Here is an 18,076-nt window from a genome sequence, read left to right as displayed (position 1 = left end):
AATGTTTATTTTATTTGAGAGTAGGTAGTTAACTCGTTAACCTGTGGTTGATGTCCGCGTAAGAATGCGGTTAGTCCTGTTCTAGCAATCTCTTTAATTCCATATGGGCGAAGCAAGTCAATCAACGCGTCAATTTTGTCTGGCCGGCCAGTGATTTGGATCGTTAAGCTATCTTTGCTAACGTCAATAATCAAGGCGCGGAAGGGGTCTATGATCCCGCTAATTTCACTGCGCAGCTGTGAACTGCCGGCTACTTTAATAAGAGCCAATTCACGTGCAACAATCGCTTTATCCGTAATATCTGAAACCTTTAAAACATCAATTTGCTTGTTTAGTTGCTTTGTCACTTGTTCGAGGCGCTGCTCATCTTCGACTTCAACCACCAAGGTCATTTTTGAAATGCCCTCGGTTTCAGTTGGACCGACAGAAATACTTGAAATATTAAATTGGCGTCTTTGTAATAGACCAGTGACCCGATTTAATACACCACTTCGGTCCTGAACGGTTAAGGATATAATCCGTTTCATGATGGTTTCACCCCAATCATTTCATGTATTCCTTTTCCAGGAGCGATCATCGGGAAGACTTTTTCCTGCTGAAGCACTCGGCAGTCCATTAAAACAGGACCGTCATATGCAAACACTTCAGGAAGTTTGGTGATTAATTCTTCCTTGCTATCAATCTTTAATCCTCGGATATGATAGGCTTCCGCAAGTTTTACAAAATCAGGGTGTGTCTGCAAAATTGATTCAGAAATTCGGTTGCCATGTAACAATTCCTGCCATTGTCGAACCATACCTAGGGCACCGTTATTAACAATGATGATCTTTACAGGCAGATTCTGTTCATAGATTACAGATAACTCTTGCAGCGTCATCTGGAATCCAGCGTCCCCAACTATTGCTACGACTGTACTTCCTGGAGAGGCCATTTGCGCACCAATTGCAGCAGGGAAGCCAAAGCCCATTGTTCCAAGTCCACCGGATGTAACCCAGCGATGCGGCTTTTCAAAGTTGTAATACTGAGCTGCCCACATTTGGTGTTGACCTACGTCTGTCGTAACAACAGCGTCTCCATTTGTTACTTTGTGAATCGCTTCAATCAGCCATTGAGGAGACATTCCGTTTGGATCATGCTTATACCATAATGGGAATTCTTCTTTATATTTACTTAATGTTTCTAACCATTCTTCATTTTCAGGTGAATCTGAGGTTTGGTTCATTAATTCAATCAAAGCTTCCTTTGAATCAGAAACAATTGGAATATTGGTTGGAACATTTTTGCCAATTTCCGCAGGGTCGATATCAATATGTGCTACTTTCGCATTTGGAGCGAAGTGCTTTAAATTCCCTGTAAGGCGGTCATCAAAGCGGGCGCCTATATTAATTAGTAGGTCTGACTCGTACATTGCCATGTTAGCTGCATATGTTCCGTGCATACCACCCATCCCTTGAGAGAGAGGATTGTTTGCTGGGAAAGTTCCAAGACCAAGAAGGGTGGTTACAACTGGAATCTTGTGCTTTTCAGCAAAAGCTGTTAACTCTGCAGAAGACTTTCCGTGAAGAATACCAGCACCTGCAAGAATAACCGGTTTTTTAGACTTCGAAATTGCATCAGCAAGTTTTTTAATCTGCAGCGGATTTGGTTTTGTTGTCGGTTGATATCCAGGAAGATTAATCGTTCCTTCTTCAGGAATCTCGAATAATTCTCCAGCAGAGATATCTTTTGGAATATCGATTAATACCGGACCTGGACGGCCTGTTGAAGCAATATGAAAGGCTTCTTTAACCATCCGTGGTAAGTCGGCAATGTCTTGCACCTGATAATTATGTTTTGTGATAGGTGTGGTAATTGCCATTACATCAGCTTCCTGAAATGCGTCGGTTCCGATCACACCTCTTGCAACCTGACCAGTGAAAATTACTAGAGGTAAAGAATCCATCATTGCGTCTGTAATTCCAGTCACCAGGTTGGTGGCACCAGGACCAGAAGTCGCTATTACAACCCCGGGTTTTCCTGTTATGCGTGCATAACCTTCAGCAGCATGAATGCTTCCTTGCTCGTGACGGAAGAGGACGTGCTTAATGGTGCCTCTCGCACGATAAATTGCGTCATATATTGGCAGAACGGCACCACCCGGATACCCAAAAAGCGTATCAACACCTTCATTAATTAATAAGTCAATGAGCAGGTCTGCACCGGTTTTTGGTGCCGTACTTGTTTGGAAATCCGGCTTTGCTTCTACTTTCACCTCGTATTCCCTCCTTGAAAATGTTTTAATCTTTTGAAAATATATCTAAGATTATACCTGAAATATATCGAAAATTATCAGAATAATTGAAGTTGGTGATATAAACCAAAAATTTATCGATATCTAATAAAAAGTAAAAGAAGGCCCTAATCTCCCCGAATAAACTGCAGAAAAAGATAAAAGCAGAATATATCGGGGAGAAAAGGCCTTCCATTTCTCGGTACCACCCGGTTTTACAGCATCCTCACGAATACTGCCTTTTGAAGCGACTTAATAAAACCATAACCGCTTCTTTTTGTAACAGGTGCCTAAGAGTACACCCGATTGAGCCTAATTAGTTAGAACTGTTCAGCTCAATACTCAGGGAGGATGTCGGAATAAGGTGTATTACTGGGCTTCCAGCAACCCCAGCTCTCTGAAAATACATGTTCTTATTCCTTTATTCCCGTCATCGATTTTGTCTATGAATTTTTCAAATCTACTGTAATGTCTTTAACCTCGGCAATTAAAAGGGAGCCTAAACCCTGAGTAGGTTAAAGCGACAGTAACTAAAACTGAGATTAAAACTAAATTATATCTTCATAACTCCGCCAGTATTGGCAGATGTAACTAACTTTGCGTATTTGGCTAGATAGCCGGTTTTGATTTTAGGCTCTGGCTTTTGCCATAAGCGTCTCCGTTCTGCTAAAACCTCGTCATCGACAAGTAGTTCAATGGATCTGGCAGGCAGATCGATTAGGATCTTATCACCATTCTCAATAAGAGCAATTGGTCCGCCTTCTGCGGCTTCCGGTGAAATGTGTCCAATTGATATTCCTCGGCTAGCACCTGAGAAACGGCCATCTGTGATAAGTGCAACTTCTTTACCTAATCCACGACCCATAATCGCTGATGTAGGGGCAAGCATTTCTGGCATTCCTGGACCGCCTTTTGGACCTTCGTAGCGTATAACTACAACGTGTCCTGCTTGAACAGTACCATTATTGATATTTTCTTGTGCTTCTTCCTGAGATTCAAAAACAATTGCTTCACCAAGGAAGGTTTGAATCGATGGGTCAACCGCACCGACTTTGATAACACCGCCATCTGGAGCAATGTTTCCATATAGGATGGATAGACCGCCAACAGGGCTGTATGGATTATCTTTGGTCCGAATGACATTTTCATTTGTTATTGTTGCATCCTTCACATTTTCAGCAAGAGTCTTACCCGTAATACTAATGCAATCTTGATGCAGTGCACCTTCTACTTTACATAGTTCATTAAGAATGGCACTAACTCCTCCAGCGCGATGTACATCATCCATAGAATAATCAGACGCCGGCATAATTTTAGATAAATATGGAACTCGTTCAGCAATTTTATTTATTTCACGTAGGTCATAGTCAATACCAGCTTCATGAGCGATAGCTAAGGTATGTAAAACGGTGTTCGTCGATCCCCCCATAGCCATATCTAAAGCAAATGCATTGTCTATTGCTTCTTTAGTGACAATATCTCGTGGTTTAATATCCTTTTTCACTAATTCAACTAAGTGTTTTGCTGCTTGTCGAATTAACTCGTGTCTTTCTTCAGAGGTAGCTACAATTGTTCCGTTTCCGGGAACAGTCATTCCTAACACTTCCATAAGACAGTTCATTGAGTTTGCAGTAAACATTCCAGAACAAGATCCGCAAGTAGGGCATGCTGCAGTTTCAATATCAAGCAGCTCCTGCTCAGTCATTTTTCCACTATGGTAGGCTCCAACTCCCTCAAAAACAGAAGTGAGTGATAGGTTTTTCCCGGTAGAAGATACACCGGCTTCCATTGGACCACCTGATACAAAAACGGATGGAACGTTGGTTCTAACTGCTGCCATTAACATTCCAGGTGTGATTTTGTCACAGTTCGGAATGTAAAATACACCATCGAACCAATGAGCATTAATGACGGTTTCAGCACTATCAGCAATAATTTCACGGCTTGGTAGGGAGTATCTCATTCCAACATGACCCATGGCAATTCCGTCATCTACGCCGATTGTGTTAAATTCAAAAGGTATTCCGCCAGCTTCACGAATCGCTTCTTTCACAATCTCACCGAAACGATTGAGGTGTTTATGTCCAGGAATAATTTCAATAAACGAGTTACAGACACCGATAAACGGTTTTTCTAAGTCCTTCACTGTTACCCCTGTTGCGTATAATAGGCTTCGGTGGGGAGCACGGTCAATCCCTTTTTTAATCATATCGCTTCGCATTTTTTTATCTCCTAACTGACAATGGCGTGGGTTGCTGATTCAGGATAACAAGCCACTCCGTCTGTTGTTACGATTTTTCTAAATTCTTCTAAAAGGTCGTTTGTAACGCTGCCTGGTTTTCCACTACTAATTTCGCGGCCATCGACTGCGATAACAGCAATGACTTCAACAGCAGTACCAGTTAGGAACACTTCATCAGCCACATAAACATCGTGACGTGTAAATGGAGATTCTTTAACCTCATAACCTTTTGCTCTTGCTACATCTATAATAGCGTTTCGGGTAATTCCTTCTAATGCCCCCAAGTAAACAGGCGGGGTGTAAATAACTCCATTTTTTACAATGAAGATATTATCAGCTGAACCTTCCGTTACATATCCTTGATCATTGAGCATTAATGCCTCTTGCACACCAGCCTGATTGGCTTCTAATTTAACAAGTATATTATTTAAATAGTTAAGTGATTTAACTTGCGGACTTAGTACATCCGGACGATTTCGTCTGCTCGGTACAGAAGCAATTTTAATTCCTTGCTCATAAAATTCTTTTGGATATAGTGCTAATTGCTCAGCAATAATAATGACGCTTGGTGTTGGGCAGGAGGAAGGGTCAAGTCCGAGATTTCCTTTACCTCGTGAAACAACAACACGAATATAGGCGCTTTCTAATTCATTTTTTCTGATCGTATCTACAATTAATTGTGTCATTTCTTCCTGTGTATAAGGAATTTTCAACATAATGGATTGTGCTGATTCGAACAGTCTTTTTAGGTGGGCGTCGAGTCTAAAGACGTTTCCGCTATAAACACGAATGCCTTCAAATACTCCATCTCCATATAAAAATCCATGGTCAAAAACTGAAACTACAGCATCCTCTTTCTTGACGAACTCTCCGCCAAGGAATATCCATTGACTTCCCAACCTAACCACTCCTTTTAGTCATACAACGCTTTAGAAAATTAAAACCTGTTGGAAAAAATTCCCATGCCTTATCACCTATTAGTGAGGATGATCCGGAGGCATGTTCTGTTATTAGAATATTTAATACAAATTATATTTTCAGTAATCTTACACCCAATCTAAATCTTGGTCAATATAAAAATCTGACAATTCAAATAAATCGGAAATGTTGTTAGCGTTTTCATCATTGTTAGATTAAGGTTGATGAGAAATTAAAATAGTAAAAAAATTTTTTTTGAGGGCTAAAAAGAAGAGTGAAAAGGAGCGATTTCTCACGGGGATTCTACTATAGTCGACTGAAAAAACAGACTGGATTTAGAAGTTAATCCATCATAAAGGAACGTGCATTAGTTTTTTACTATAGTTGTTTTTCTCTTTTTCTACTATCTAATTTTTGCGAGATATTCGTATACTTCACGAAGATTTTTATAACCCATGGACTGTGCCAACACTAAATGATGGCTCCAAATATGTGCTGTCAGTTTCGCATCCTCTAGGGCATGGTGCCGATTGATGACTTCGATTCCACATTGTTCGCAAGCTTCTTCTAGTGGAATAGATTTAATCATAGGATTTGATAAGCGCAGTAGAAAGGAAGTATCAATAATTCTGTGTTCAAATCTAGTTTTTAATAAATCCCACGTTAGTTTCTGCATAAAAGACTGTTCATGCTTGGAGTGGTGAGCGACAAGTGTATGATTCTTGATGAATTTGTAAAATTCCATTAGCACTTCGGATACAAAAGGTGCACTTCGTAATTCCTCATTTGTAATGTTAGTCAAGGTGGATATTTCTTCTGAAATAGGTTGTGGAGAATGTACCAGGGAATAAAAAGTTTCTGTATTCAAAAGTTCTTGGCCAGTCATTTTGATGGCGCCGATTGAGATGACACGATCTCCTTTTTCAGGATAGAAACCAGTCGTTTCTAGATCAAAAACAACAACCTGTAATTCCTGAAGTGGTGTGTCAAGGCAGTTGTTTTCTTTCATTTCTTTTTGCAGCTGTCGAATGAAAGAAATATTTTGCATATTGCTTTGCCCTTGAACACCTGCATAAATATTTGAACCAAGTCTGCCTGACATAGTCCTAAAAAATTGAATCATATCATTCATTCCCATTAGTCATCCTCCTTTTCTATTAAATTTCTAACATAACGGTACAGTGCTGTACCATTTTTCAGTATTTCTTTTACTTCTTCCTTTTGCTTTTTTGAGAGAGTCGAGATAGGCAGATAGTGGCTATTTTCGTAATTGTCTGGTTTTGATAGTGTTAAACGAAAGTTTAGTAATTTTAAGAACTGTTGTTTATATAATTCTCTCTTAATAGAAGGAAGTTCCATTTCGGACAGCTTTTCCAGCCTTAAAAGAGTAGAGGTTTCATGGATATTCCCTTTTATAGCCAATAATCGAATACCATTTACATATGGAAAAAGGGCTTTTTCTTTTATGTTTAAGGAGCCGGTATGTGTTCCGTGTGTTTCCACGAGTATTTGTCCTAGTACACCGATTCCCTTTTTTAGGTATAGTGTATTATTAAGCACTTTATGAAATAGGTTTTCTTTATGGATAGTTTGATATACTTCTATTTTTAATTTTTCCAGAAAACTTGCGTCACCATAAAGGGATCGTCCATCAATAAAGATTAATAAATGGCGAATGGCTTCCCAGTTTGAGTTATTGGACCAATTTACTAATTGCTGCCTCCATTCGGAAAGTGACTTACACCATAAGGGATTGCTCGCCATAACCTCTCCATCACAATAATCATATCCGGCAAGCTGCAGCCCCTGTGTGATTTCTTTCCCCAATGCCAAAAAATAATTGTTTATTTCCGTACCTTGCTGTAGATAAATAATGCCATGATCCTGATCGCTCCAAACGGATTGCTCAAACCGCCCAGCACTGCCCATCATGAAAAAGGTGAAGGGGCAGGGGAGGGGGCCATATATTTCTTCCGTGTGTTTGACCGAAACTGAAATGACGCGTTGGATGATTTCATCATGAAGCTGGTTTAACTGTAAATGATTGCGAGAGACCCATATGACTTGGTCATCACGGAATCTTCTAATCTCTAAGTAGCTGGTCATCCATTAAGTTACCTCCTTTTCAAAAAAGATAATTCCATCCCCTTTGAAGGGGATGGAGGGCTGTATATTAAGCGTTTAGCTTTGAATCTGGACTAATTAAAGTTTTTTCAGTCTTTACCATTTCAGGGTAACCATAGCTTCCGTGCTCACTCATGTCAAGACCGATAATTTCTTCTTCTTCTGTAACGCGCAAACCGTTCATAACGGCTTTCATAATGGTTAATAGGATAAAAGAAACGATAAAGGCAAAAGCTCCACTGCTTACAACTCCTAATGCCTGAACTCCAAGTTGGTGTAAGCCGCCTCCGTAAAATAACCCTGGCTGACCAACTGTTGCTAATTCTGGTGTTGCAAAAAAACCTGTTGATAAGGTACCCCATATTCCTGCTACACCGTGTACAGACAATGCTGCGATTGGATCATCAATTCTTTTGCTTTCAAAGAATCGAATGCTATAAAATACTAGGAAACCTGCAATGAACCCAATTAGGACTGCAGCCCATGTATCAACAAATGCACAAGAGGCTGTGATTGCAACTAAACCTGCTAAGGCACCATTCAACATCATTGGGACATCTGCTTTACCCATGACAATCCAAGAAATAATCATTGCTGCGATCACACCGGCACCAGCGGCCAAATTTGTGTTAACTGCTACGAAACCAAAGAAGGCACCGTCAACAGAAACTGTACTTCCTGCATTGAATCCAAACCAGCCAACCCATAAGAGTAATACGCTTAGTGCTGTGAATACTTGGTTGTGTCCTGCGAGATTGTTTGCTGAACCATCTTTATTGTATTTTCCAATACGAGGCTTTAGTATTAACGTAGCTGCAAATGCTGCCATCGCTCCTGTTAAGTGAACAACCGTTGAGCCTGCGAAATCTTGCTTACCATGTTCTGCTAACCAGCCGCCGCCCCAAATCCAGTGGGCAATCGGTGGATAAACAATTACTGAGAATAGTACCGCAAATACTAGGTATGCTCCTAATTTAGCTCTTTCTGCAAAACCGCCGAAGGCAATGGTCAATGATATACCTGAAAAGGCTAATTGGAATAAAAAGAAAACAGCTCCGGAAAGTGATAAACCTTCAATGTCATATCCTGAGTAGAAAAAGTCTGAGAAACCAATCAGTGCGTTTCCTGAGCCAAAAATTAAACCATAACCAACTGCCCAAAAAACAATGGAGCCAATACCAAATGTAAGTATTGTTTTCCCTGCAATATGTCCTGCATTCTTCATTCGGGTTGATCCAGTTTCTAGTAGAATGAAGCCTCCTATCATAAGTATAACAAGTACTGCTGCAACCATTACCCATAAACTGTTCATTAAGAATAAAGTATCCATTATTTCTCCCCCTTAAGTTCATGTTAATTTTCTTAACATTCGATGTATTTGTATTTTTACATGGATTTGATGTAGATTCTACAATTGTGTAAGGTTTCCTGACATTGTTTTTGAAAGTCTAAGTAAAATAAGTGAATTTTTCATGATAGCAGGCTAGGGGAGAGGGAACTTGCCGATGTTTATGTGTAGTTTTATGACAAAAAAAATCCATCCTCGATATTAAGAAGATGGTCCTTTTCGTAAACCGAATTGTGCATTTAATTGTCCTTGAATCATCTTACGTGTAACATCATTCTGATTTTGCTTTTTCTGAGCTCGAAGCATTTCTTTTCTAATTTCATGAGTTTGAACACCATCTTCAATCTTGTTGGCAATTTCCACTAATAACTCAACGTCTGCAAAGGAATATTTTCTACTCCCGCCAGAGGATCTTTCGGGAAAAATTAATTTTCGTTCCTCATAATAGCGTATTTGACGCTCTGAAAGACCGGTTAGATCTCTTACAATCCCAATCGTTATCACCTTTTTATCTTTATAAGAAGAATCATTCGCCATTTTTGATCTCACCACGCTCTACTGTGATTATGTTATATACCGTATTTTATGTTAATTTTTCTTACATTGATTGGATTATGATACTTGGTGCTTTAGTTGTTTAGTTTATTTTTTGGGGGGAATGTCTTTTTGAAAATAATCTGTAGTTCACTTAAAGTGAGGGAATGTAGATCATCGTCAGAAGCGTTATAAAGACCAGACTCAATTAATCTATTAATGTAAAATAGTTTAAGTGTTTCGACTCCTTTACGCAATTGATTTGTCATGCTCCTTCACTCCCTGATTATCGATTTTGAAGTGCTCTAATCAGCTCATGTGCACGTGAGCCCAGTTTTACCATAAGCTCTTCATACAATTCATCCCTTTGTTTATCTAGCTGAAGAATCTTTTCTGCTAATTTAATATCATTCGTCCTATACATCGGCAATCTCCCCTTATCTAAACAGTATGTATCCTAAAAGTTAACGAAATAATTTGAATTTGTCAGGAATTATGTCAGAAACACTGACAAGATATTTTATTTGCAAGAGGAAATCTTACAAATTAAAAAGAACCAGGCGTTAATCGCCTGGTTCTTACATACTTTTTAATATTCGCCATCGAATGGGGTGAATGGGAAGTTAAAACGTCTTTCCACTTGACGCAGGCGTTGATTGATACGTTGTACACGACGTTGAAGTTGGGCAACGTCACGTTGAAGTTGATTGATTTCTCTTTCCTGACGCTGATTTTCTCTTTCGAGCTGATTGACTCTGCGCTCTAATTGTTGTGGTTGTCTATCAGGATCATACTGGTCGTATTGGTTTTGTTGTGCATACGGATCCAACTGTTCATATTGATTGTAATCATACTGCACTTGCGGAACTTGATAATAGCCATAAGGATACATTGGGCAACTCTCCCTTTTTTAAATTAATACCATATAGATTATGTAGTCATCTGCGGAGAGTGTGGGCAGGTGCCTAGAAATATACATGACCTTAAATGAAAAGTGAACAGAGTATGATAATTATCTTTTTAATACTATTTTTATATTACTTTTTTAGCGTATTAAAACAGTAAAGTTTTGATAATAAAATATTGAATAAGTCAACAAAAAAGGTTATAATCACCTATATTCTAAAAATTTTAAATGTTTTAAAGATTGGTTTATTAAAAAAATATTTTGGGGGGTCAAGAATGAAGAAGGCAAAATATTTAGTAACGTTTATGGTCATGGCTTTTATGTTAATCCTAACTGCTTGCGGTTCTAGTGAAACCAGTGGGAATGGCTCAGATTCTGGTAAAGAAAAGAAAACTCTCCGCGTTGTAACAGACGCAGCCTACGCACCATTTGAGTATCAGGATAAAGGTGAAATTGTAGGATTTGATATTGATTTAATTAAAGCGGTAGCTAAAGAAGCAGGATACAAAATTGATATTGCTCACACAGGCTGGGATCCAATATTCGTAGAATTAGAGAAGAAAATTGCCGATATTGGTATTTCGTCCATTACAATTAATGATGATAGAAAGAAAACATATGACTTCTCTGTACCATACTTCTTATCTACCAATAAGATTATGGTTCCAGAAGGCAGTGATATCAAAAGTGCAGAAGATTTGAAGGATAAAACAGTTGCTGTTCAAAATGCAACAACTGGGCAGGAAGCGGTTGAAGGTCTTCTTGGTAAAAACAGTGATCAAATTAAAAAGTTTGAAAACAATAACTTAGCAATACTTGAGCTGAAGGCTGGAGGAGCAGATGCGGTTGTTGCGGATAATACAGTAATTGAAGAATATGCGAAAAATAATCGAAATGATAAATTTGTCATCATTGAAGATAAGGATGCATTCGCTCAAGAATTCTACGGATTAATGTTCCCAAAGGGAAGTAAGATAAAAGCGGATTTTGATAAAGCGCTAAACGAAGTGTTTGATAATGGAACTTATGCAGAAATATACAAAGAATGGTTTAAGGTAGATCCAGATGTACAATTGCTGAAAGACCAACAATAATAACGAAAATTGCGTAACTCTTAATAACTAGAAGTTACGCAATTTTTATTTGAAACCTAGTCTTACATAATTTAACAGAGTTTCAATGTCTCATAGGGGGATTAATTATGGATATTCAGTGGAATATTTTAGCGGAATACGCACCCTTTTTTCTTAAAGGGACACTGCTAACAATTGGACTATCATTAGCTGGTATTTTAATAGGGACAATACTTGGTTTGTTTATCGGGTTAGGGAAAATGATGAAAAATAAGTTTTTATCATTTCCTTTTAGCTTGTATATCACTTTGTTCCGTGGTACACCAATGCTCGTACAAATTATGTTGATTCATTTTGCCGTAGTACCTCTGTTTACAGGTGGTACAAATGGTATTGCTGCCGCTATTCTAACTCTGTCATTAAACTCTGCTGCATACATAGCGGAAATTTTTCGTGCAGGAATTCAATCAATTGATAAAGGGCAGATGGAGGCGGCCCGTTCTCTCGGTATGACGCATGTACAAGCTATGCGTTATGTTATCCTTCCACAAGCGTTTAAACGAATGATTCCACCGTTAGGTAATGAATTTATCGTCCTAATTAAAGAATCTTCACTTGCATCGTTAGTGGCAGCACCTGAACTCATGTATTGGGGACGAGCTATGCAAGGACAATATTTCCGAGTATGGGAGCCGTATATTACGGCAGCGCTTATTTACCTTGTTTTAACGCTTTCTTTAAGTTACGTATTATCGCGTCTTGAAAGGAGGTTAGCCACAGAATGATTAAAGTGAAAAATTTAAAAAAGTCATTTGGAGCTAATGTTGTCCTTAAGGATATTAATGTTACCGTTAAGCCCCAAGAGGTTGTAGTTGTTATCGGTCCATCTGGTTCAGGTAAATCTACCTTCCTGCGATGTATAAATCTACTAGAATCAATTACAGATGGACATGTCTATATTGAAGGTATAGATATTACTGATAAAAAATCAGATATTAATAAAATCCGGATGGAAGTGGGGATGGTGTTTCAGCAGTTTAACCTTTTCCCACATAAAAAGGTCATCGAAAATATTATGCTTGCCCCGATGAAGGTTAGAAATATTTCTGCTGAGCAGGCAAGGAAAAAGGGGTTAGAGCTTTTAAGAAAAGTAGGATTAGAGGATAAAGCTGAGGCGTATCCTGATTCCTTGTCAGGTGGTCAAAAGCAGCGTGTAGCGATTGCAAGGGCGCTTGCAATGGAACCAAAAATAATGCTATTTGATGAACCAACCTCAGCACTTGACCCTGAAATGGTCGGAGAAGTTTTGGAGGTTATGAAACAGCTTGCCAAAGAAGGCATGACCATGGTGGTCGTCACTCATGAAATGGGTTTTGCGAAGGAAGTAGGAGACCGTGTAATATTTATGGACGGCGGGCTTATCGTTGAAGAAAATACCCCAAATGAATTATTTGACCATCCAAAGGAATCTCGAACCAAAGCCTTTTTGAGTAAGGTTTTATAAAAACAGGAAGGCTCGGTGCCTCCCTGTTTTTTGCTATTCCTATATTTCAAAATCAAAAACGTCGACAATCTTATCTGCTTTTATACGATTTTGGCAGAGTCTAAATAGTTCGTCGAAGAATCCTTCTATGTCAGAAGGAGATTCAGGAATTTTGATATGTACCTTTCTTGAGCCGAACATTTGCTTGAAATAGGCTTTTCTTTGATCATTTTTCCCGTCACGTTTTAAAGGATTGTACATCCAAACAATATGAGGGATTCCATCCATTTCTTCAATGACCCTCAGTTCCGCTGCTGTCGTTGATTTATTATGCAGGTAAATGACTAAATAATAGTTGTCATTGCGGTGCCAATCGATAAATAGAAAATAGTAGCTAGTATCACTATCGACACGAGTAACTTCAAATCCAGCCAAAGTTTTTTTACCATTAGTCCATTGATGAAAACCAAGTAATGTTCTATTAACTGTTTCCATCAATTTAATATTATATTTGGCAGGTGTTGACTTTTTAATTAAATCTGCCAAATAAACAGCTTCAATCTTTTTCAAAGTGAATGCTCCTTGTCGTTAATTGGCAAAAAGTAGAAGTTTAATTGAAAGTATTGTATCCTAAATGAAATATAATTGAAACCAGAATAAAAAAATCGTTTGGTAAAATTAACATAATTGGGACTAAAAATGAGTAAGTAGTTCGTATTATATAAAGGAATAAATCTGCCTCTTTTCCATATGAATACAAAAGAAGTGGGGTAATTGGAGGGACAGTCATGACGTTAGAGAGTCAGTTAATTAATAAATCGTATTATCAAATGTATATAAATGAGCATGAAAATGTACAGCCGATACGTGTTTTAGGTGATGCATATCAGGAAGAGCTTCAAAAGGACCTGCCCAATTTAACATCTATTCGCTTTGCCCAAGGTGAAATCTATTTTCATAATCGAGACTTTGAAGCAGCCATTTTCAAATGGGAAAATATTGCCGGAGAACTCGAATTATGGGCTAGGAAAAATATTGCCGATGCCTATTATGAATCAGGTCTTCTCTCAAACGCAGAGGATCTTTATCTTTCAATTGAAACCAATGATCTTACATTGAAGACAGAAGTTGCTCTGCAGCTTTTTCACTCTACATTGATCGGGAAAAACGTGAGGAAGCCATTGAGATAATCAAGAGAACGATTGATTCAAACCCAGATTACCCAAATGTGACTGATATCGCACGTACCTATTTTGAGGATCAGCAGGATTGGGGCAATGCGATTGAGCTTGCCGTAAATGAAGCGAAACGGACAGGTTCAATCGATTGGTTTGAGACGGTGAATTCGTATGTAAAGAAAGACCTTACAAGAGGCTTGAATCCAAATTACTTTATACAGGCAATCTTTGAATTGTTTAGTTTAGATAAGAGTAAGTTTGAAGAGCTTGCAACTTCCCTTTGGAAAAGTTACAAAGACGAAGATTCATATTTTACATGGCTAAGAGAGGTAAATCATCTATTATTAAATCTCGATATTAGCCGAAATCATCATAATGAATCTCTTTCAGAGCTTCATTATCAAACCTATTTTAGATTAATAAATGGAGACTATTCCATTAAAACGCTAGAAGATCTAGTACCTGATCTTTTAACCAATTGGCTGCGATTAGCTGTTCCGAAGCATACAGTCATAGTATCTGCTGCGGTATTGTCATGGAATGAGCTTTTTCCTACAAGTATAAGCATGTCCATTGTCAGTGAGGCTGAAAATCTTATTGGTGAAACAGATAGTAATATTGACGAGTTAGAAGAGAGTTTAAGTCTCTTTGAGGCAATCATTAGTTGGGCAAACGCAAATGATATGGGTGAGAATAACCACTTAAAATGGATGGTTCAGCAATTAAATGATTTTGATACTCAACACCTATTCATTACAGGTTTGAGCGGATGTGGAAAGTCTACTTTCGTAAATTCCATCCTGGGTGAAGAAATTCAGGACAGTCCAACGTCATCACTTGTAATGTTCAAAGACGTTGAGGACCTAAATATTTATGAAATAACCGATCATGATACCATTACACTCGCAGATTTTACACATTTCCAGGAGCGAATGGATCGGCGCCGGAATGCACTTGAGTCAATTATCGAATTTCAACAGCCATTTCCAGTTTTATATGAGCAAAAGCTTGCTTTAATTGACACGCCAGGATTAAAAGGCAGCCGCCAAGAACGGTATGAAGTACTGCAATATGTCCAAATGGCCGATACGTTATTATTTGTGTTAGATGCAAATGCTCCATTTACCGAGATAGAGAAGGGTATTCTATCACAAATTAATGAGCTTGCACCTGATATTCCTGTCCACTTTCTCTTAAATAAGATGGATACGATTGTAAATGAGCATGATGCAATCAGGATATTCGATGAAACGAAGTCGAAGATACAGTCTTATTTACCTGAGGCGCAGGTATTTGCCTACTCTTCCCAATACGAAAGGGGACAGCAATTAGTTGAATTAAAGGGCTTTATCCAATCAATCAAAGATACTAGAAACATAGCAGATAAGCGCTTGGCTAAGCTTTTATTCTTCATACGGACTACGATTTCCAGACTGCTGCAAAAGAGGATTGATGTTGAGAATCAATTAATTGAGTCGGTCCGCTGGAATGAAGAAGTGGTAATGAAGTTAAATGGAGCTCTTAATCAATTAAAGGATGCTGAGGCGCAAAAAATCAAAGCGATCACAAGGTCATACCGTGGCATAAAGGAAAGTATTCAAAATGAGATTTCTATCGAAGTACCAAAAATACTTCAGGAATGCTCGGAGCTAATCAAAGAGGACAGCAACATTAGTACGATTCATATCGAGCTAAATGATGTGATGAACAATAGAATACAAGATTACCTAGAGCAAAGTGTTATGCCGAAGTATTATACAGCACTTCAAGAATGGATTAACAGCAGTAAAGAGGAATTCGAGCAAGGACAGGGATTTTTAGATGAGATGGCAGAAGGTTTAAATAGCTTATATGGGGAAGAGCGAATTAAGACAGAATGTGACTTTAAAGTACTTGATGATTGGCATCGGGATACGGATCGAATGACGAGCCGGTTTCAATTAGAAAAGGTAAATATCTTACTTCGCAACACTCCATCACAATTCTTATTAAAAAGTGCTGGGAAGCTTTTTGGGGCATTATCTCAAAATAAAGCCATGCTTTATAATAAATATAAAGCATTTGTGAAAAATGATAGCTATTCCGAATCCACTGAGATTGTTATTGAACGGTTTTTCCAACAGTTTGAGCTATTTGAAAAATCATTGGAAAGAGACATCACATTGTTCTTTAGACAGCCATTGAAGACCCTTAATGAAGAAATCGAAGTATCACTGTCTCAAATATCGATAAATCAAGATATCCTGAAAAAAATGAATACGAACCCAGAAATGTTCCGCGATCCATTGACACTATTTGAAGTTAGACTACGTCAATTCGAATGGGCTACTATAGCAGGCAAGGGTGTAAACATAATTTATTAATAAAATAAAGGGTGCCTCAGTTTATATGAGGCACCCTTTACCATTATACGAAAGCAGCTATAATGATTCCCATAATCGTCAATGCCACTACGTGATAGCCTGCACTAATGAAGAATAAAGTGTAGTTACGACTCTCAAAGAAAGTAGGGGATAATGCTCTAAATGCAGCAATTAAGCCAATCAGAAATCCGAATAAAGCTCCATCTAAAATGGTCACCGTATCTAATAACTGAATAAAAAGGGAAAGAACAACTGCAGTGAAAATCCCCCCGAGTGTGGTTAATCCGTATCCTACATAGGCCCCTTTTGGGTCAATATCCTCCATTTTCTTACCTAGAGCTTTTACCCAAATGTTAGAAAAAAGAATAGGAGAATACCAGAGTGCTCCGATCACCATATTGGCAATAACCGCCAGAATGATGGCTAAAATACTTATATTTGTGAACTCCAATCCACGTCCCCCCCTTTTGTCTTCCTATTTTTGGTGATTTATAGCATGATATTTTAAAAAAAACAAAACTATTTGGAACTCTTTCCAAAATAAAGGGTGCTTTTTAAAATAGGGTAGCCCCATGTATCTACAACCCTTTTGCCTCAAGCAAATTGAGCAATAAATCTGGCCGATTTGTCAATATACCGTCAGCCCCTGCGTCAATCAGTTTTTCCATGGTTTTTGGGTCATCGATCGTCCAGTAGTGAATTTCCAATCCCAGACGGTGTGCTCCATCAATTAACCTTTGGTCTGTTAAATCAAAGCCGCTATCCTCCACAGGGATTTGGAAAGCATCGGCTGTTGGTACATAAAGATTTCGTAGAAAGAATTTATGAAAGACAACAAAGCTTTTAACCTCTTGTTTGCCTGCTGAAATGGCGACACGGCCTTTTGCATACTTTTCAAATATTTGGATTATCTTTTGGTCGAATGAACCAATAATAATTTTATCTTCCATTTGATATTTTTCAATGAGGTCCCATAATTTCGAAGCAATTTCCTCTATTCTTTCAGGTGGATTATCGTCTTTTATTTCTATTTCTATTTTCAAGTCATTGAATGTTTGAAACATCTCATCGACCGTTGGGATATAGACACCCTTACCACGGAAACTATAGTCGCCTTCTAAGTCTTTAAAATGGTACCCTGCATCAAACGATTGAAGTTCAGCTAAAGTAAGGTCTGCTACATTGCCCTTACCGTTGGTAGTCCGGTCAACGCTGGGGTCATGAATCGTAACTAAATGACCATCCTTGGTAATATGTATATCCGTTTCAAGGACATCGACTCCCATGTTAGCAGCATTCTCAAATGAAGCCATTGTATTGGAAGGTGCCAACAACTCACCGCCCTGGTGGGCAATGACTAATGGACGATTATGATTAAAGAAGCTTTTCTGTTTGATTGGTTTGACTGGAAATAGATTAGTGACTAACAAGAAAATGATAATAGCTGAAACCATCATTTTTAAAGTTAAAAAGACTGTTTTCTTTCTCCTCGTTTTCTCTATTGTGGCGTGTTGCATAATAGTGCCTTCCTCCAGTTGCTCTCAAATGACATATATTCATAATACCTGAATTTACTGAAAAAGGTAATGATTACATATGAAAAATAGCGAAGATGAGATGAATTCATATTTTTATTT

General features: G+C 38.3%; 19 protein-coding genes. 5 read left to right on the top strand and 14 right to left on the bottom strand.

The window, feature by feature from the left end:
- Positions 1-5 precede the first annotated feature (5 nt).
- The 11 genes from ilvN to ABC255_RS25670 all read right to left on the bottom strand — a co-directional run bounded on the left by ilvN (position 6) and on the right by ABC255_RS25670 (position 10,327).
- On the bottom strand, positions 6-527 hold the full coding sequence (ilvN, locus tag ABC255_RS25720) for an acetolactate synthase small subunit (RefSeq protein WP_335412328.1): 522 nt from the start codon (positions 525-527) through the stop codon (positions 6-8).
- Positions 524-2,251, bottom strand: a complete 1,728-nt coding sequence (ilvB, locus tag ABC255_RS25715; protein WP_412997902.1) for a biosynthetic-type acetolactate synthase large subunit — start codon at positions 2,249-2,251, stop codon at positions 524-526. The genes ilvN and ilvB overlap by 4 nt, the downstream gene beginning before the upstream one ends.
- A gap of 571 nt (positions 2,252-2,822) precedes the next feature.
- Positions 2,823-4,490, bottom strand: a complete 1,668-nt coding sequence (gene ilvD / locus ABC255_RS25710; RefSeq protein WP_412997900.1) for a dihydroxy-acid dehydratase — start codon at positions 4,488-4,490, stop codon at positions 2,823-2,825.
- A gap of 11 nt (positions 4,491-4,501) precedes the next feature.
- Positions 4,502-5,410 (bottom strand): branched-chain-amino-acid transaminase, encoded by a 909-nt coding sequence (gene ilvE / locus ABC255_RS25705; RefSeq protein WP_412997898.1) that lies wholly within the window; start codon positions 5,408-5,410, stop codon positions 4,502-4,504.
- Between the two features lie 422 nt (positions 5,411-5,832).
- Positions 5,833-6,567: an exonuclease domain-containing protein gene (locus ABC255_RS25700; protein ID WP_412997896.1), complete on the bottom strand. Its 735-nt coding sequence runs from the start codon at positions 6,565-6,567 to the stop codon at positions 5,833-5,835.
- On the bottom strand, positions 6,567-7,535 hold the full coding sequence (locus ABC255_RS25695; RefSeq protein ID WP_412997894.1) for a DUF294 nucleotidyltransferase-like domain-containing protein: 969 nt from the start codon (positions 7,533-7,535) through the stop codon (positions 6,567-6,569). Before ABC255_RS25695 ends, ABC255_RS25700 begins: the two co-directional genes overlap by 1 nt.
- A 67-nt stretch (positions 7,536-7,602) precedes the next feature.
- Complete coding sequence (locus ABC255_RS25690; protein ID WP_412997892.1) at positions 7,603-8,883, bottom strand: ammonium transporter; 1,281 nt, start codon at positions 8,881-8,883, stop codon at positions 7,603-7,605.
- A gap of 219 nt (positions 8,884-9,102) precedes the next feature.
- Positions 9,103-9,438 (bottom strand): MerR family transcriptional regulator, encoded by a 336-nt coding sequence (locus tag ABC255_RS25685; RefSeq protein WP_179602541.1) that lies wholly within the window; start codon positions 9,436-9,438, stop codon positions 9,103-9,105.
- A 92-nt stretch (positions 9,439-9,530) separates the two neighbouring features.
- The gene (locus ABC255_RS25680; RefSeq protein ID WP_335536301.1) at positions 9,531-9,704 is read right to left on the bottom strand and encodes a Fur-regulated basic protein FbpA; all 174 of its coding nucleotides are present in this window, start codon (positions 9,702-9,704) and stop codon (positions 9,531-9,533) included.
- 17 nt (positions 9,705-9,721) lie between these two features.
- Positions 9,722-9,859, bottom strand: coding sequence for a hypothetical protein (locus ABC255_RS25675; protein ID WP_335536302.1), 138 nt, complete (start codon positions 9,857-9,859; stop codon positions 9,722-9,724).
- Positions 9,860-10,024: 165 nt separating this feature from the next.
- Positions 10,025-10,327, bottom strand: coding sequence for a hypothetical protein (locus tag ABC255_RS25670; RefSeq protein ID WP_335536303.1), 303 nt, complete (start codon positions 10,325-10,327; stop codon positions 10,025-10,027).
- A gap of 290 nt (positions 10,328-10,617) precedes the next feature.
- On the opposite strand from ABC255_RS25670, the gene ABC255_RS25665 reads away from it, so the two are divergent.
- From ABC255_RS25665 to ABC255_RS25655, 3 genes are all read left to right on the top strand, one after another.
- Positions 10,618-11,436, top strand: coding sequence for a basic amino acid ABC transporter substrate-binding protein (locus ABC255_RS25665; RefSeq protein ID WP_412997889.1), 819 nt, complete (start codon positions 10,618-10,620; stop codon positions 11,434-11,436).
- Between the two features lie 107 nt (positions 11,437-11,543).
- Positions 11,544-12,200 carry an amino acid ABC transporter permease gene (locus tag ABC255_RS25660; RefSeq protein ID WP_412997887.1) on the top strand — a complete coding sequence of 219 codons (657 nt, stop codon included), beginning with the start codon at positions 11,544-11,546 and terminating at the stop codon, positions 12,198-12,200.
- Positions 12,197-12,919 (top strand): amino acid ABC transporter ATP-binding protein, encoded by a 723-nt coding sequence (locus tag ABC255_RS25655; protein ID WP_412997885.1) that lies wholly within the window; start codon positions 12,197-12,199, stop codon positions 12,917-12,919. The genes ABC255_RS25660 and ABC255_RS25655 overlap by 4 nt, the downstream gene beginning before the upstream one ends.
- A gap of 39 nt (positions 12,920-12,958) precedes the next feature.
- Here the strand turns inward: ABC255_RS25655 and ABC255_RS25650 are convergent, their stop codons facing one another.
- On the bottom strand, positions 12,959-13,468 hold the full coding sequence (locus ABC255_RS25650) for a hypothetical protein (RefSeq protein ID WP_412997884.1): 510 nt from the start codon (positions 13,466-13,468) through the stop codon (positions 12,959-12,961).
- 218 nt (positions 13,469-13,686) lie between these two features.
- Between ABC255_RS25650 and ABC255_RS25645 the strand changes: the two genes are divergently transcribed.
- Together ABC255_RS25645 and ABC255_RS25640 are read left to right on the top strand one after the other, a co-directional pair.
- Positions 13,687-14,088 (top strand): tetratricopeptide repeat protein, encoded by a 402-nt coding sequence (locus tag ABC255_RS25645; protein ID WP_412997882.1) that lies wholly within the window; start codon positions 13,687-13,689, stop codon positions 14,086-14,088.
- 38 nt (positions 14,089-14,126) lie between these two features.
- Entirely contained in the window at positions 14,127-16,439 is a 2,313-nt protein-coding gene (locus ABC255_RS25640; protein WP_412997881.1) for a dynamin family protein, read from the top strand.
- 43 nt (positions 16,440-16,482) lie between these two features.
- Here ABC255_RS25640 and ABC255_RS25635 read toward each other — a convergent pair whose 3' ends face one another.
- Positions 16,483-16,890, bottom strand: coding sequence for a DUF1761 domain-containing protein (locus ABC255_RS25635; protein WP_412997880.1), 408 nt, complete (start codon positions 16,888-16,890; stop codon positions 16,483-16,485).
- Positions 16,891-17,017: 127 nt separating this feature from the next.
- A complete protein-coding gene (locus ABC255_RS25630) occupies positions 17,018-17,956 on the bottom strand; it encodes a glycerophosphodiester phosphodiesterase family protein (RefSeq protein ID WP_412997878.1) in 939 nt (312 codons plus the stop codon).
- Positions 17,957-18,076 lie beyond the last annotated feature (120 nt).

This window comes from Neobacillus canaveralius, assembly GCF_047237705.1.
Classification (GTDB): Bacteria; Bacillota; Bacilli; order Bacillales; family Cytobacillaceae; genus Neobacillus; species Neobacillus niacini_K.
Note: the sequence above shows the minus strand (reverse complement) of the source record. Positions and strands in the feature narration are given on the sequence as shown.

Bases quoted from the DNA above. Each gene is read 5' to 3' on its own strand.
- ilvN (WP_335412328.1), bottom strand. From the start codon at position 527: ATGAAACGGATTATATCCTTAACCGTTCAGGACCGAAGTGGTGTATTA.
- ilvD (WP_412997900.1), bottom strand. From the start codon at position 4,490: ATGCGAAGCGATATGATTAAAAAAGGGATTGACCGTGCTCCCCACCGA.
- ABC255_RS25700 (WP_412997896.1), bottom strand. From the start codon at position 6,567: ATGGGAATGAATGATATGATTCAATTTTTTAGGACTATGTCAGGCAGA.
- ABC255_RS25695 (WP_412997894.1), bottom strand. From the start codon at position 7,535: ATGACCAGCTACTTAGAGATTAGAAGATTCCGTGATGACCAAGTCATA.
- ABC255_RS25690 (WP_412997892.1), bottom strand. From the start codon at position 8,883: ATGGATACTTTATTCTTAATGAACAGTTTATGGGTAATGGTTGCAGCA.
- ABC255_RS25685 (WP_179602541.1), bottom strand. From the start codon at position 9,438: ATGGCGAATGATTCTTCTTATAAAGATAAAAAGGTGATAACGATTGGG.
- ABC255_RS25680 (WP_335536301.1), bottom strand. From the start codon at position 9,704: ATGACAAATCAATTGCGTAAAGGAGTCGAAACACTTAAACTATTTTAC.
- ABC255_RS25675 (WP_335536302.1), bottom strand. From the start codon at position 9,859: ATGTATAGGACGAATGATATTAAATTAGCAGAAAAGATTCTTCAGCTA.
- ABC255_RS25670 (WP_335536303.1), bottom strand. From the start codon at position 10,327: ATGTATCCTTATGGCTATTATCAAGTTCCGCAAGTGCAGTATGATTAC.
- ABC255_RS25665 (WP_412997889.1), top strand. From the start codon at position 10,618: ATGAAGAAGGCAAAATATTTAGTAACGTTTATGGTCATGGCTTTTATG.
- ABC255_RS25660 (WP_412997887.1), top strand. From the start codon at position 11,544: ATGGATATTCAGTGGAATATTTTAGCGGAATACGCACCCTTTTTTCTT.
- ABC255_RS25655 (WP_412997885.1), top strand. From the start codon at position 12,197: ATGATTAAAGTGAAAAATTTAAAAAAGTCATTTGGAGCTAATGTTGTC.
- ABC255_RS25645 (WP_412997882.1), top strand. From the start codon at position 13,687: ATGACGTTAGAGAGTCAGTTAATTAATAAATCGTATTATCAAATGTAT.
- ABC255_RS25630 (WP_412997878.1), bottom strand. From the start codon at position 17,956: ATGCAACACGCCACAATAGAGAAAACGAGGAGAAAGAAAACAGTCTTT.